Genomic DNA, 14,339 nt, shown 5'->3' on the forward strand with positions numbered 1-14,339 from the left:
TTGGATGAATCCAAGCCTCTTTTCTATTAAGCTTCTTCTTTTACATGTACCTTTAACACAGCCTGCACTTCAGGATGCAGCTTCACAGGCACGTTTGTATATCCTAATGCACGAATGCCGTCCGGCAGTTCAAGCTTCCGCTTATCTACTTTAATGTTATGGTCTTTTTGGAGCTGTTCAGTGATTTGCTTGCTTGTCACTGAACCAAATAAACGGCCGCCCTCACCTGATTTTGCGCTAAGCTCAACAGTCAGTTTTTCTAATGTCTCTTTCAAGCTCTTAGCCTGCTCAAGCTCAGCAATGGCTTCTTTTTTCTCTTTCTGCTTTTGTCCGTTTAACGCGCTGATGTTTGACGCGTTCGCTTCAACCGCGAGGCCTTTTTTAATTAGAAAGTTATGCGCATAACCGTCTGCTACGTTTTTGACTTCGCCTTTTTTTCCTTTTCCTTTTACATCTTGTAAGAAAATAACCTTCATCTCTGTACGCCTCCCTCAAAATACTCATCTATGGCGTGCTTCAGCCGTTCCAGCGCTTCAGAAACTGAAATGCCGGACAACTGAGTCGCCGCATTTGTTAAATGCCCTCCGCCTTCCAGGGCCTCCATGATGATCTGAACATTTACCTCGCCAAGCGACCGCGCACTGATACAAACCGTTTGTTCATCCCGTCTCGCCACCGCAAATGAAGCCTCAACCTCACTCATCGATAGCAGCGAATCGGCAGCCTGCGCAATCAGCACTTGATCGAAGTATTCCTCTTCATTTTCAGGAAGAGAAGCAATCGCAATGTTATCTTTATAGAGGACCGTATGCTGGATCAGCTTCGCCCGTTTAATATAGGAATCAACGGTTTCTTTCAGGAACTTCTGCACCAGCACCGTGTCGGCGCCTTTTGCCCTTAAATAAGAAGCCGCATCAAAAGTCCGCGAGCCCGTGCGGAGAGAAAAGCTCTTTGTATCCACTATTATACCAGCTAATAGGGCTGTTGCTTCAATCATATTGATTTTTAAGCGCTTCGGCTGATATTCAAGCAGCTCTGTCACCAATTCCGCTGTGGAAGAAGCGTATGGTTCCATATAAACGAGCAGCGGATCTCTGATAAACTCCTCACCTCTGCGGTGATGGTCGATGACCACGATATGTTCAATTTTATTGACCAGCCGTTCCTCCATGACGAGTGACGGCTTATGTGTATCAACGATCACAAGCAGTGTGTCATCATTGGAAATTTCCATTGCTTCTTCAGGCGTAATAAATCTTGACCACAGTTCTTCATATTTTTTGATTTCCCCAATCAAACGCTGCACACTTGATCCGATTTGATTTGGATCAATCACGATAAAACCATCTTTGTTATTTGCCTGAGCCACCTTTAAAATCCCGATCGCTGCGCCGATAGAATCCATGTCGGGGAATTTATGCCCCATGATAATCACATTGCTGCTTTCGGTGACGATTTCCTTTAAGGCGTGAGAAATCACGCGGGCCCGCACCCTTGTTCGTTTCTCCATTGGGTTTGTTTTACCGCCGTAAAACTTCACCTTGCCGTTTGGCAGCTTAATGGCTACCTGGTCTCCGCCGCGTCCCAGTGCTAAGTCCAAGCTGGATTGCGCCAAATCGCCAAGTTCTTTCAGGGAAGAGACTGAAGCCCCGACACCGACGCTTAACGTCAGCGCTACACCGTCAAATGAGGTTTTTTCCCGCACTTCATCAAGAATCGAAAACTTCGAATTTTCGAGTTCAGTTAAGATGTGTTCATTAAGTACAGCGATAAAGCGTTCTGAAGACGTCCTTTTCAAGAAGATCCCGTACTCCTGCGCCCAAGCGTTCAGCAAAGATGTCACCTGGCTGTTCATCGTGCTTCTCGTCTGGTCATCCAATCCTTGTGTCACATCATCATAGTTATCAAGGAAAATATATGCCAGGACGGTTCTTTCGTTTTCATATAGCTTTTCAATCTGAATTTGTTCTGTTACATCAAAGAAATATAAGAGACGCTCATCCCGTTTGATGACAACCCTAAACTTGCGGTCATTCAATGTAACCGTTTCCGATTCCACCTCTTGTTTGATAAGCGGCACTACCGATTCACAAGTATCGTAAAGTGATCTCCCCACTAAAGTGCTTTCATTAAAACAAGAGGAAAGAAACGGATTTGCCCATTCTATATAATATTGGTCATTAAAAAGCATGATTCCAATCGGCATTTCCATCAATGCCTCTTCACCGACTTTTTTCAACCTATAGGACAACGTAGAAATATAAGCATCAATCTCTTGTCGAATAAGAGAATCAGCACGCTTAATAAAAAACAAAATAACTGCCAGCAGCAGCACTTCAACGGTTCCTAATATCCAGTTAAAATAAAAGCTGATGAGGATTGTAATAATTGACAGAGCAATCAATGCATAGATGGGATACCGAAACAGCGGTTTTTCATAAAAGCTTGGCATTTCTATCACTCCCCACCATGTGAGTAAAACTCATGTTCACTTCACCTTATTCCTTATATGAAAGCCCATATCTAAAACGCCTAAAATGCGAATGGCTGCCATGAAGACCGGATGCACAAACCCAAGTATGACAGCAATCACAGCCGCAGCCTTTGGATATTGTTTCTTATGGCAATAGAAAAAGATAAATGATAAACCTTGGATGAAAATCAGAAACCCGAGTATAAACTCCCCATTTAAAGCGATAGAGTACAGCATTTGGCCTTTTTCTAAAGGCAAAAATGAAAGCATGACAATAATCAAATACAGTACTACAACACTTTGCGGAAACTTCAACTCTCTAAAAGGCTTTAGATTAGGAATATCGGGGGAGAATCGCCTTAAGAGCGGCTTAGCGATAAGGTAACTGAGGAAAGAAAAAATAACTCCTACCATCACAATAGCTGTTGGAAAAAGATATTGAACGATACCCAATTGTTCTTCCATCAGTTTTAATTGCTTCTCAAACTGCCCAGCATTGCCCGACTGCTTCGCTACAGTTTCTACAATATCAAGAGATTGCCGGTATTGTGTCATTGCCTCATCAATGATATTGATACCCAAAAACTGAATGCTTATCACAAAATAGAAGACAATACTAAGCATATAAATAAGAGCGCCCGAAATAATGGCGTGCCCGGGCTCTTTCCTTTTGAAAAAATGTCCCATGGCAATGCCGGCGCAAGCTGACATAAAAGCTACAATAAGCCCGTTAAAGGACCCGACAATAAAAACAACCGGAAGACTGACAGCGCCCATCCATATCCCTAGCTTCAATCCATGTCTGATCGTATACAAGATCATTGGCAGCGGCAGTGCAAATAACAGAATTGTTCCAATCACAGGAACATAAACGACCAGAAGCGTGATGATCGCAAACAGACTGATTAAAATAGCACCTTCCATTAAAGCTCTCGTTTGTTTCACTTAGTCACCTCGTATCATCCTGAACATACGAATAGAAAAGAGCAGCATAAACGACTGCTCTTTTTCATCGCTGCAACATACTTTGCACCGAATGTTTTTATATCATCTCTAAATTTTACTTTTATATTTTAACATAAGTCCAAATCGCAAGTAAAATGACGCTAATGTTTCATGTGAAACATGAAAAATGAAAAGACATTCTTTGAAAAGAATGCCCATCACAATTAATGTTTATCATCCATAAAGCCAGAAGATTCCTTGTTTTTCTTTTTCGTTTTTCTGACATACATAAAAATTAAGATCACCAGTAAAAGGGTTGTTGCTTGCAGAACGCCGCTGCTAAACAAGAAAAAGTTCTTTATCATGTCCCACATTGTGTTTCACCTCTTTGTGCATGTTCTCAACCCGTATCCTATATAAGGTGAATTTCCCTTTTTAAAAACTTCAAAACATCATGAACAACATTGAGCGTTGGGCATATGCTGATATGGAATCTGATCGATAAAGGAGAATTTTCACATGGATGAACGCAGAACATTGGCTTGGCATGAAACATTAGAAATGCACGAGCTGGTTGCTTTTCAATCAAACGGACTCATTAAACTGAAGAAAATGATAAGAGAAGTAAAAGACCCTCAGCTCAGACAGCTTTATAACGTGTCTATTCAGGGTGTTGAGCAAAATTTGAGAGAGCTTCTTCCGTTCTTTCCACAGGCTCCGCACAGAGAGGATGAGGAAGAAGAACGCGCAGATAACCCATTTTACAGCGGTGACCTGCTCGGTTTTGCCAAAACATCTGTCCGCAGCTATGCCATCGCAATTACAGAAACAGCAACACCTCAATTAAGAAACGTACTGGTCAAACAGCTGAATGCTGCCATCCAGCTGCACGCCCAAGTTTATCGATACATGTATCAGCATGGATATTATCCGTCTTACAACCTTTCTGAACTGTTGAAAAACGATGTCAGAAACGCCAACAGAGCCATTTCAATGAAATAAAACAAGCAGCAAAGGAGTTCCCTTTGCTGCTATTTCTGCTGATCCTTCAGTAAGCCGTTCGAACGATAAGATTCCAGCACGTCTCTGTTGGATTCTCCCCATTCTTTCATTTGCAAAACGATCGGTTCAAGCGTTCGCCCGAATTCTGTCAGAGAGTACTCAACCTTGGGCGGCACCTGGTGATAAACCTCACGATGCACGATGCCGTCCGCTTCCAGCTCCCTCAGCTGAAGAGTAAGCATTCTTTGAGTAATACTCGGGCAGATTCGCCGAAACTCATTAAATCGTTTCTTGCCATCTATCATGTGATAAAAAAGAATTCCTTTCCACTTTCCGCCAATAACATCTAGAGTAAATTCAACTGGACAGCCTTCTTTGTTCGGGTATATATTCTTTTTTCCACTCATTCTTGACCCTCCAATAGTACCTTTTTTGATACTACATTACATTTTGCAACTAAGCTACCCAGTATTTTACACACCTTTTCTCCTTAGCTCAAAGAAAATGCTTCTTATTCACATCAATTTTTAAGGGTTTGCATGATTACACCTGCAGCAAGACGTGTTAAACTATATAAAGATTACACTACTTAAAAAAAGGATAGGAGCTATCATGGAAAAGATACTTATTTTCGGACACCAAAACCCAGACACAGATACGATTTGTTCTGCGATTGCTTATGCTGATTTGAAAAACAAACTCGGCTTCAATGCTGAGCCTGTCCGCCTCGGACAAGTCAACGGCGAAACACAATACGCGCTTGACTATTTCAAACAAGAAAGCCCGCGTCTTGTTGAAACAGCTGCAAACGAAGTAAACGGCGTTATCCTGGTTGACCATAACGAACGCCAGCAAAGCATCAAAGACATTGAAGAGGTTCAGGTTTTAGAGGTTATCGACCATCACCGCATCGCTAACTTTGAAACAGCTGAGCCGCTTTACTATCGTGCTGAGCCTGTAGGCTGTACGGCTACCATCTTAAACAAAATGTACAAAGAGAATAACGTGAAAATCGAGAAAGAAATTGCCGGCCTTATGCTGTCTGCGATCATTTCTGATTCCCTGTTATTCAAATCTCCAACTTGCACGGACCAAGACGTAGCAGCAGCAAAAGAGCTTGCGGAGATCGCTGGAGTAGATGCTGAAGAATACGGCTTGAACATGTTGAAAGCAGGCGCTGATCTAAGCAAAAAAACAGTGGAAGAGCTCATTTCTCTTGATGCGAAAGAATTTACACTCGGCAGCAAGAAAGTCGAAATCGCACAAGTAAACACAGTGGACATTGAAGATGTGAAAAAACGCCAAGCTGAATTAGAAGCTGTGATCTCAAAAGTTGTGGCTGAGAAGAATCTTGATCTGTTCCTTCTCGTTATCACAGATATCTTAGAAAATGATTCACTTGCTCTTGCAATCGGTAACGAAGCAGCGAAAGTGGAAAAAGCGTTCAACGTTACATTAGAAAACAACACAGCCCTCTTAAAAGGCGTTGTTTCCCGTAAAAAACAAGTCGTTCCTGTCTTAACAGACGCAATGGCTGAATAATAAAAATAGCATCCCGTCCTCGGGATGCTTCATATTACTGACAACATCCTAAAACGGTTTATAGTTTTAGGATGTTGTCATCTTTTCAGCGTGATTGAAAACCCTTGAAGTCTAGGAAGGACGAGCATCGGAGCACAGCGAATGTTGGAATTCGTGAGCACCGAAGCGCAGGCCTGACAACGAATGCGAGGGTTTGTCGACACACTGATGCATCCCGCGTCGGGATGCTTTTTCTTATTCACCCAGCTTCTCAATTTGTCCCATCACATCAGTAATTTGCTTTGCGTTTTGGACCAGGTCTGACTGCTCCAATTCTTTAAGCGATACCTTGCCTTCCTCGGCTTGTTTCAACACATCTTCAGCGCTTTTCTGCAAGGTTTCGTTATGCTCCTGAATGATTTTATGAATCTCCGCTGCGGCATCAGGCGGCGTTAATTCATTAAAATCAGCGGCAGCCTTCTGAATCGACTCAAGCTGCGCTTCAAGTTTTTCTTTCGCCTCGGTGTCATTTACAGCTTTCTCAGCCAATTCAGGCGCTTCCTCTGCAAATGTCTTCACCTTCTCCACATAACCAGCTGCTTCACTCGTATAGTTCAATCCGTCGTTCACCTGATCAAGCATGCCGCGTCCGCCTGCACTCAAAAGTCCCACTCCGGCAAGTATTGTCAAAATGATCTTCATCTTCAGCCCCCTCATCGTTTCTTTTTCATTTTTTCTTTTAAGATCGGAATCAATTTCTCTTTCGCTAACGGCAGCCCTTTCCTCACCAATTCACGCTTCAGCCACTTTTTCAGCTTAGACATTCTGATGCTCCTCTCCCTTTTTGATAAAAATGAAAAAACTCCACCAATTTGGTGAAGTTCCTGAAACAAAAAGACCTTCACCAAATCAGATTTGGCAAAGGTCTCGCTAACAATGAGATTGCCAGCAAAGCCGAGGACACCTTGTCCCGTAATGACGACTTTACTGTGAAAGCTACTCCCCTTTGGAGTATTCATTTTTATTACTTTCATTCTAAAGCACCAATCTGTTCCAGTCAAATTCCTGCCGTTTATATAAAAGCGCGCTGTGGTATTTAAAATTTGAATGGTTTTTCCATCAGGAGATCATGCTATGACAGAGGAGGTTTTCATCATGAGTCAAGAGCGCGTGAAACGGCCTGGGCATACCAGATGGTACATATCTTCGTTACTTAGCGGCATTATTATTCTTAATTATTTTGACCGAGTGGCCATCTCGGTAGCGGCCCCTGCGATACAGGATTCGTTTCACCTTACTGCAACTGAACTCGGCATCGTGTTTTCCATTTACACCTATTCCTATACACTGATGCAGCTGCCTGTCGGAAGTTTGCTGGACCGTTTTGGGGTCGCATGGGTCACGAGGGTTGGAATGACAATATGGAGCTTTTTAACGATCCTTCTTGCTTTTTTGCAAGGAAAATTGCTGTTGTATCTGTTCCGGTTTCTCATTGGGCTGACGAGCGCCTCTGCGTTCCCTGCTGCCTCTAAAGCAACCGCTCTCTGGTTTCCTCCAAGTGAGCGGGGATTAGCAAACTCACTGTTCGATTCGGCCGCCAAGTTTTCAAATGTAATCGGCGCGCCATTGGTCGCCTTTCTTGTCACAACATTTGACTGGCGTGTCGCTTTTTTGACGATTGGATGCATCAATGTGCTGTTTACAATCTTTTTCTGGCAGTATTATGAACAGCCTGAACGGCACAAACGTATTTCTAAAAGTGAACTAAACTATATTCAAAAACACAATGCCATTACAACAGAGCAAATCCCTTACAAAACAGGCCCGCTTTTAAAAAAGCTTTTCACCAATCGAAAAGTATGGGGCTTAATGATCGGATTTACAGGGTACGGGTATACATTCAACCTGCTGCTCACTTGGCTTCCGACTTTCTTTAAACATACATACGGTATGGATCTCATGTCGTCCGGTTTATTTACAGCTGTGCCGTGGCTGATCTCAACCATTTCCGGAATTGTGGTCGGAGGCTGGCTCGTCGATTATTTTATTAAGAAAGGCTACTCTAACACCAAGGTGTACCGAACCGTAATCATAGTCGGAATGAGCTTTGGCTTTTTCTTTTTAGGCTCCATTCTGACGAACAATATTACCGTAGCGATTATTTGCATTTCCATCGGGCTCGCCGGAATTTCCGCAACCGCTCCGGTCGGCTGGTCCATCTCCGCAGAACTCGCGCCGATCGGTTCCGTATCCATGCTGAGCTCCATGGTGAATCTCGCAAACAACCTGTTCGGAGGCATTATTGCTGCGTCACTGACAGGGTATTTGTTTGATGTGACAGGCTCCTTTACGCTCAGCTTTCTGGTAGCTGGTTTTGTGCTGTTGCTGGGATTGGTTTTTTATGTGTTTGTATTAGGGGATGTAAAACGAATTAAACTGGAATGAAGAGTGCTTGCTGAAAAGCACTCTTTTCTTTGAATCCGCCAGGTGTTATTTTCTTTCTCCCAACATTCACTAGGCTGTTCTCGGACGAAAACACCACCATTTTATCCTTGACTCCAACCAAAGGTAAGGCCTCATAGTGAAAGAAGAAAGGAGGAGTCAGATGGTGAAATTAACAGTAAAAGAACGATCCAATATTGCGAATGTCACAATCAAAACGCTTTATCATTACCACAAAATCGGCTTGCTAGCCCCAAAGGAAATAAGCGAAGCCGGATATCGGTACTATGGTGCTGACGAACTAAAAAGACTGCAGGAAATCCTTTTTTACAAAGAATTAGATATTCCTTTGTCAGAAATCAAAAGATTATTAAATGAGGATGCTGAAAGAACAAGTACATTAGAAAAACAAAAAAAGCTGTTTGAAAAGAAAATTGAAAAGTATCAGCGTCTCATTCAAACAGTCAACACATCTTTAGAATACACGAGAAAAGGTGAAAACATGGATCATAAGGTAATGTTTAAAGGATTTGAAAGCGCTGAAGAATGGAAACAATCTTTAGCAGAACAAAATGGGTATTTAAAAGAGCGTTACGATTTTGAATTGGATACACATACAATCAATGTCGATGAAATGAACAAAATGGCAATAGAGGCTAAACATTTTCTTGATAGGTTGGCTGATTTTTTAAGAAATGGTGTAACGTATCATGACCCTTCCGTGCAAGAGCATGTCATGAATCATCTTAAGTTCCTAAATCAGAACGGGCATCCGACAAGTAAAGAAGATTACGTAAAACAAACACGTTTTTTTATGCAAGATGATTTCCATAGAGGAATGTTAGAAGAGCAGCAAGCCGGTTTATCTTATTATTTGGTTGTCGTTGCAGAACACCTATAATGTTTTGTCACCCTTTATAGAGTGACAGCCATCAGGATTACGAGACAGCACCGCCAACAATCGAAACATTCTGCCGGTCAACGGCAAAACGCCGTCCGTTCCATTTCAATACAGTTTGAACATATCCCAATGAGTCGGCGTTATACCTTCCCGCTATCCGCTGGTACGCCAATAATTCGTATACGCCGTCTCTGTCAAAATCAACCGGATACAAGCCCGATAAAGGATTCACCCATCCTTCTATCGGCATTTTTAACACACCTTGGCTGTTATAAATCTCATTCAAATATTCCCTGCCTTTGTAAGTAAGGTCGAGGATATACGTTTCGTTTTGCTGATGACTGATGACGCTCGCTTTATATTGATTTTGATACCTCACACTGTACTTTAATTCATCATTCAATACATCTGAATTGAAAATTCGCCGGAACTGCCTGTTTAGATAGGCAAACACATATGCATAAATAGCACCGCCGCTTCCCCCTGTGTCTATTACCACTGCCACATCCTCAATCTTGTCGCCTGTCATATCCCCCAGAAAAAGTGACGGATTGTATCCCATATTGTTTTGAAGCTGAATCTGCTGCTCCTGATGGGTTCTGCCATCACGGATCACCAATGTGATATTTCTCCATAACGGGCTGCCGGGCATTTGATTTCCAGTTAGAAAGACCTCGTCAATAACGCCGTCTCCCGTGACATCGCCGCGGGTAGATGCAATGATTGCACGTGAGGAGACAGGCTGCCGAAATACGTATGGATGTTGAACAAGTCCTCTGCCTTCATAAAACCAATAAGGAGCCATTCTGATGTCATACACATTCAATTGTGTCACCTTCCCTAATCAGCTGAATGAATCATTATATGCAGGAATGACACATCAAAGACATATCTTACACACCAATTAAATCCGTACCATATGAATTATCGATTACACAAAGCCACTCGCCTTGCGCATTCTTCTTAAATACATAGGTCGCCCTTCTTTCCATCGTATACTCGGAGTCCTTTTTATCCGAATCAAGCAGTGTCTGAGAAAGGACCAGTGCAGTGTCTCCTGCTTCCAAAATGATCATTTCCCCTTGTGTCGGGACAATATGATGATTGAAATAATTCGCAATCGTGATAAACGCTTTTTTGATTTCTTCTTTGCCTCGCGCGATCATGCCCGGCTTCACAACTAAAATGGCATCTTCCGAATAATAATTCATCAGTGTATCAAAATCTTCATTTTGGATTGCCAAATCACACGCAGAGATGATGTCTTTCAATTGCTGTTCCATATGAATTCCCCCAATCATCATGATTGGATATATTATACATCGTTTGACCAGCTGAAGCCGTAAAAACAAAATGAAAAGTATCAATATTTCCTATATAATCAAATAGCATATATTTAACAAAGTACCCAAGTGAAGGGGTGGACAATATTGTCTGCGGAAGTAACGTTATATGACAATATACATCATGATTTAAGTGCGGATTGCCAGCACTGTTTTGGCCTGTGCTGTGTCGCCTTGCCTTATGCGAAGTCGGCAGATTTTGCTTTTGATAAAGACGGGGGCACGCCTTGCCGCAACTTACAATCAAACTATCAATGTTCGATACATAAAGATCTCAGAGAAAAAGGATTTCGAGGCTGTTCTGCATATGAATGCTTTGGCGCCGGCCAAAAAGTATCCCAAATCACTTATGAGGGAAAGGATTGGCGAAACAGCCCCGAAACGGCCAACCAGATGTTTGACGTTTTTCCTATCATGCAACAGCTGCACGAAATGCTCTGGTATTTACATGAAGCTCTTTCTATAGATATAGCCAAGCCGATTCATTCTGAACTGAGAACCAGTTTCGAAAAAATAGAAAAGCTCACTAAACTCAGCAAAGAACGCTTGCTGACACTGCAGGTGGACGAGCATCGAGCTGAGGTCAATGAATGGCTGTTAAAAACAAGTGAGCTGGTGCGTGCCCAAGCCCGCCATCCAAAACTCCCGAAAAAGGTCAGCCGGGGAAGTGTCCTGATCGGCGCGAAACTGAAAGGGCTTGATCTGCGAGGAGCAAATCTAAGAGGGGCGCTGCTCATAGCCACCGATCTGAGAAATGCCGATTTGAGAATGACAGACTTTATCGGTGCAGATATGAGAGACGCTGATCTCAGCGGCGCCAACCTGACCGGGAGCATCTTTCTGACACAGGCACAGGTGAACGCCGCCAACGGCGATTCGAACACAAAGCTGCCGCTGTCTTTACGAATCCCTGCCCATTGGAAATAAAAAAGGACCCGCTAACGGTCCTTTTTTACTGATCAATTCAATCCTTTTTCGTTCCTTTTATCCGGCATTTTCACACTTCTTGCCAAGTATCCCGACAGCCATAACGCAATCAGCAGCATGAAGGTGATCATACCGACAACGCCCAGCCAGTGAAAAGCAGACCAGAATAGCCCTCCGATTGTTCCGAAAACACTTGAACCGGCGTAATAAAAGAACAAATACAGCGATGAAGCCTGTGCTTTGTTGTGAAGGGCTCTCCTGCCCACCCAGCTGCTGGCAACTGAATGCCCTCCGAAAAAACCGAATGTAAAGAGGGCAATCCCCAGAATTTTCACTGCCAGCATACTGTTTATCGTGAATAAAGCACCTGCAATGACGATGAAAATATTCATCACCAATATTTTCGGATAGCCATACCGATCAACCATTCTTCCAATGAAAGACGAGCTGAAAATGCCTACAATCATCACAATAAAAATCCAGCTGGAAAATGCTTTATTAAGCGAATACGGCGGGCCCAACAGCACATACACAATGTAATTAAACAATGCAACATTGCTTCCAAGCAGCAAAAAACCAATGAGAAACAAGCTAAATAGTTTTCGGTCCTTCAAGTGGCCGATCAGAGACATTCCCAATTTCCCGAGCTTCAATTTTCTTGGCGTAAAATGCCTGGATGGCGGCAAATTCATAAAAAATATAACACTAGCAATCAAACTAATGACACCAATTGATCCCATCGCCATATGCCAATTCAAGTACTCGCTCAGGAGCCCGGAAACGATCCTTCCGAAAACGGCGCCGATTGCATTTCCGCTGATATACAGCCCCATCGCTGATCCAAGACTTCCGGGTTCAATTTCTTCCCCAAGATAAGCCATCGCAATCGACGGAAGGCCTGCGAGCGCAACGCCTTGAACGGTTCTCAATACGAGCAGTGTATGAAAGTTCGGACTGAAAGCCGATGCCAGACAGAGAACCGATGCGGCCAGCATGGAAATACCCATAATCGGCTTACGCCCCCACACCTCGGATAATGAACCAAAGACAAGCATGCTCACAGCTAACAGCATTGTGGTAACAGATAAAGAAAGACTCGCCGCAGTAGGCGTCACATGAAATTCCCGAGTGAATTCCTCCATGAGCGGCTGTACGCAATATAGAATCGCAAATGTATTGAAACCCGCAGCGAAGAAAGCAAACGTAATTTTTCGAAAAACCGGTGTGCCTTTTTGAATGTATGTCATCGGGACTTTATCGGTCCCTCATCATGTTGTGGATCACTGTAATTCATAAACAACCATCCTTTATTTCTTCCGATTTCAAACATCCTCGAGTCTGTTTATATTCTTATCTTAGCACCGTTGATATATGTTGTATAATGCATATAAAATATCATTTTCATGCTTATATGTAATAAAGGAGGGATGATAATTGGAATGGGAACAACTTGAATATTTTCAAACACTGGCCCGGATGCAGCACGTCACGAAAGCCGCAAAAAGCCTCTCCATCACACAGCCTGCGCTTTCACGCTCTATCGCCAGGCTGGAAAATCATTTGGGCGTCCCACTATTTGACAGGCAAGGACGATCCATTAGCTTAAATCAATACGGATACATTTTTTTGCGACGGGTTCAGGCGATGATGAAGGAGTACACCGAAGGAAAAGAAGAAATCCAAGCTTTATTAAAGCCAGACCAAGGCGAAGTCTCTCTCGGTTTTTTGCATACATTAGGCACCACGCTTGTTCCGGATCTCATCGGCTCCTTTCAGCAGGAATACCCAAACATTGCCTTCCAGCTGAAGCAAAACCACTCTTATTGGCTGCTTGAACGATTAAAATCCGGGGATCTGGACCTCTGTCTCCTCGCTTCGATTAAGCCTGAAGATCCGATCCAATGGATCAAGCTGTGGAGCGAAGAACTCTTTGTATTTGTGCCAAATGATCACCCCTTAGCCAGTCGCGAAAGCATTACCCTGAATGAGATTGCCGGGGAGCGTTTTATTTTATTGAAAAAGGGCTATGCGCTTCGGATGACGGTCGATGAGCTGTTTGAGAAGGCCGATATACAGCCGAACATTTTGTTTGAAGGAGAAGAAGCAGCTACTGCCGCAGGTTTTGTGGCAGCCGGACTGGGCATATCTATTCTCCCAGACCTGAAAGGCTTAGACCAAAGCAAAATCACCAAAATCCGCGTCAGCTGGCCGGAATGTCAGCGTGTCATAGGAATTGCCTGGATAAAAGGCAGGTTTTTATCACCGGTTGCTGAGACCTTTAAACAATATGTGATCAGCCATTTTTCTGAGTAGGGAGGATTCAAGCATGAATGTCAAAAAAATCACGTCAGAACAGGATTTACATACAGCGTTTGAAATCAGAAAGGCAGTATTTGTAGAGGAACAAGGCTGTCCCATTTCGGATGAATTCGATGAGTTCGATACACTCCACGGTGATTGCCAGCACATCTTGGCTTATCATCAGAATGTACCTGTTGGCACTGCACGTGTCCGTATCGTTGACCACGCGGGGAAACTGGAACGAATCTGCATTCTGAAGTCTTACCGCAAATTCGGTTTGGGAAAAGTGATCATCGATGCATTAGAACGTATTGTGAAAGAACAAGGCATTTCTGCCTTCAAATTGCACGGCCAGACACAGGCGGCAGGCTTTTATGAAAAGCTAGGCTATCAGACTGCATCAAAAGAATTTATGCTGGACGGCATTCCACATGTGCTGATGACAAAACAAGACGATTCTGCGCTATAGATTGTTCACAAGTTT

17 protein-coding genes are annotated in these 14,339 nt (G+C 43.2%); 7 read left to right on the forward strand and 10 right to left on the reverse strand.

All coding sequences use genetic code 11. The features are described 5' to 3' along the window. Positions 1-26 precede the first annotated feature (26 nt). The 4 genes from rplI to NYE53_RS20570 form a co-directional block, all read right to left on the reverse strand. The gene (gene rplI, locus NYE53_RS20555; protein ID WP_003226915.1) at positions 27-476 is read right to left on the reverse strand and encodes a 50S ribosomal protein L9; all 450 of its coding nucleotides are present in this window, start codon (positions 474-476) and stop codon (positions 27-29) included. Beyond that, positions 473-2,452 (reverse strand): cyclic-di-AMP phosphodiesterase GdpP, encoded by a 1,980-nt coding sequence (gene gdpP, locus NYE53_RS20560; RefSeq protein WP_003242517.1) that lies wholly within the window; start codon positions 2,450-2,452, stop codon positions 473-475. The genes rplI and gdpP overlap by 4 nt, the downstream gene beginning before the upstream one ends. 36 nt (positions 2,453-2,488) lie before the next feature. After that, positions 2,489-3,418: a YybS family protein gene (locus NYE53_RS20565; RefSeq protein ID WP_003243969.1), complete on the reverse strand. Its 930-nt coding sequence runs from the start codon at positions 3,416-3,418 to the stop codon at positions 2,489-2,491. A 224-nt stretch (positions 3,419-3,642) separates the two neighbouring features. Beyond that, a complete protein-coding gene (locus tag NYE53_RS20570) occupies positions 3,643-3,792 on the reverse strand; it encodes a hypothetical protein (protein ID WP_003226909.1) in 150 nt (49 codons plus the stop codon). Positions 3,793-3,937: 145 nt separating this feature from the next. On the opposite strand from NYE53_RS20570, the gene cotF reads away from it, so the two are divergent. Continuing rightward, positions 3,938-4,420: a spore coat protein CotF gene (gene cotF / locus NYE53_RS20575; protein WP_003243364.1), complete on the forward strand. Its 483-nt coding sequence runs from the start codon at positions 3,938-3,940 to the stop codon at positions 4,418-4,420. 29 nt (positions 4,421-4,449) lie between these two features. On the opposite strand, the gene hypR is transcribed toward cotF, so the two are convergent. Continuing rightward, entirely contained in the window at positions 4,450-4,827 is a 378-nt protein-coding gene (gene hypR, locus NYE53_RS20580; RefSeq protein WP_122895658.1) for a transcriptional regulator HypR, read from the reverse strand. A gap of 205 nt (positions 4,828-5,032) precedes the next feature. On the opposite strand from hypR, the gene NYE53_RS20585 reads away from it, so the two are divergent. Beyond that, on the forward strand, positions 5,033-5,962 hold the full coding sequence (locus NYE53_RS20585) for a manganese-dependent inorganic pyrophosphatase (protein ID WP_003226902.1): 930 nt from the start codon (positions 5,033-5,035) through the stop codon (positions 5,960-5,962). Between the two features lie 234 nt (positions 5,963-6,196). Here NYE53_RS20585 and NYE53_RS20590 read toward each other — a convergent pair whose 3' ends face one another. Both NYE53_RS20590 and NYE53_RS20595 read right to left on the reverse strand, forming a co-directional pair. Further along, positions 6,197-6,643: a DUF6376 family protein gene (locus tag NYE53_RS20590; protein WP_339246591.1), complete on the reverse strand. Its 447-nt coding sequence runs from the start codon at positions 6,641-6,643 to the stop codon at positions 6,197-6,199. Positions 6,644-6,654: 11 nt separating this feature from the next. Continuing rightward, positions 6,655-6,975: a hypothetical protein gene (locus tag NYE53_RS20595; RefSeq protein WP_003226899.1), complete on the reverse strand. Its 321-nt coding sequence runs from the start codon at positions 6,973-6,975 to the stop codon at positions 6,655-6,657. 100 nt (positions 6,976-7,075) lie between these two features. On the opposite strand from NYE53_RS20595, the gene NYE53_RS20600 reads away from it, so the two are divergent. Beyond that, positions 7,076-8,386, forward strand: a complete 1,311-nt coding sequence (locus NYE53_RS20600; protein ID WP_268554110.1) for an MFS transporter — start codon at positions 7,076-7,078, stop codon at positions 8,384-8,386. A 160-nt stretch (positions 8,387-8,546) separates the two neighbouring features. After that, positions 8,547-9,284 (forward strand): MerR family transcriptional regulator, encoded by a 738-nt coding sequence (locus NYE53_RS20605; RefSeq protein WP_336155445.1) that lies wholly within the window; start codon positions 8,547-8,549, stop codon positions 9,282-9,284. A gap of 37 nt (positions 9,285-9,321) precedes the next feature. Here NYE53_RS20605 and NYE53_RS20610 read toward each other — a convergent pair whose 3' ends face one another. After that, positions 9,322-10,110, reverse strand: coding sequence for a hypothetical protein (locus NYE53_RS20610; RefSeq protein WP_336155427.1), 789 nt, complete (start codon positions 10,108-10,110; stop codon positions 9,322-9,324). A 67-nt stretch (positions 10,111-10,177) separates the two neighbouring features. Continuing rightward, a complete protein-coding gene (locus tag NYE53_RS20615; RefSeq protein ID WP_339246596.1) occupies positions 10,178-10,567 on the reverse strand; it encodes a nuclear transport factor 2 family protein in 390 nt (129 codons plus the stop codon). Positions 10,568-10,714: 147 nt separating this feature from the next. Between NYE53_RS20615 and NYE53_RS20620 the strand changes: the two genes are divergently transcribed. After that, positions 10,715-11,554 (forward strand): pentapeptide repeat-containing protein, encoded by an 840-nt coding sequence (locus NYE53_RS20620; protein ID WP_339246597.1) that lies wholly within the window; start codon positions 10,715-10,717, stop codon positions 11,552-11,554. A gap of 32 nt (positions 11,555-11,586) precedes the next feature. Here NYE53_RS20620 and NYE53_RS20625 read toward each other — a convergent pair whose 3' ends face one another. Continuing rightward, positions 11,587-12,801 (reverse strand): MFS transporter, encoded by a 1,215-nt coding sequence (locus NYE53_RS20625; protein ID WP_339246601.1) that lies wholly within the window; start codon positions 12,799-12,801, stop codon positions 11,587-11,589. Between the two features lie 187 nt (positions 12,802-12,988). Between NYE53_RS20625 and NYE53_RS20630 the strand changes: the two genes are divergently transcribed. Further along, positions 12,989-13,867, forward strand: a complete 879-nt coding sequence (locus tag NYE53_RS20630) for a LysR family transcriptional regulator (RefSeq protein WP_339246604.1) — start codon at positions 12,989-12,991, stop codon at positions 13,865-13,867. Positions 13,868-13,880: 13 nt separating this feature from the next. After that, entirely contained in the window at positions 13,881-14,324 is a 444-nt protein-coding gene (locus tag NYE53_RS20635) for a GNAT family N-acetyltransferase (protein ID WP_339246607.1), read from the forward strand. The last annotated feature ends 15 nt before the right edge of the window (positions 14,325-14,339 follow it).

The sequence above is a fragment of the Bacillus sp. FSL R5-0523 genome (genome assembly GCF_037975295.1).
Lineage (GTDB): Bacteria > Bacillota > Bacilli > Bacillales > Bacillaceae > Bacillus > Bacillus subtilis.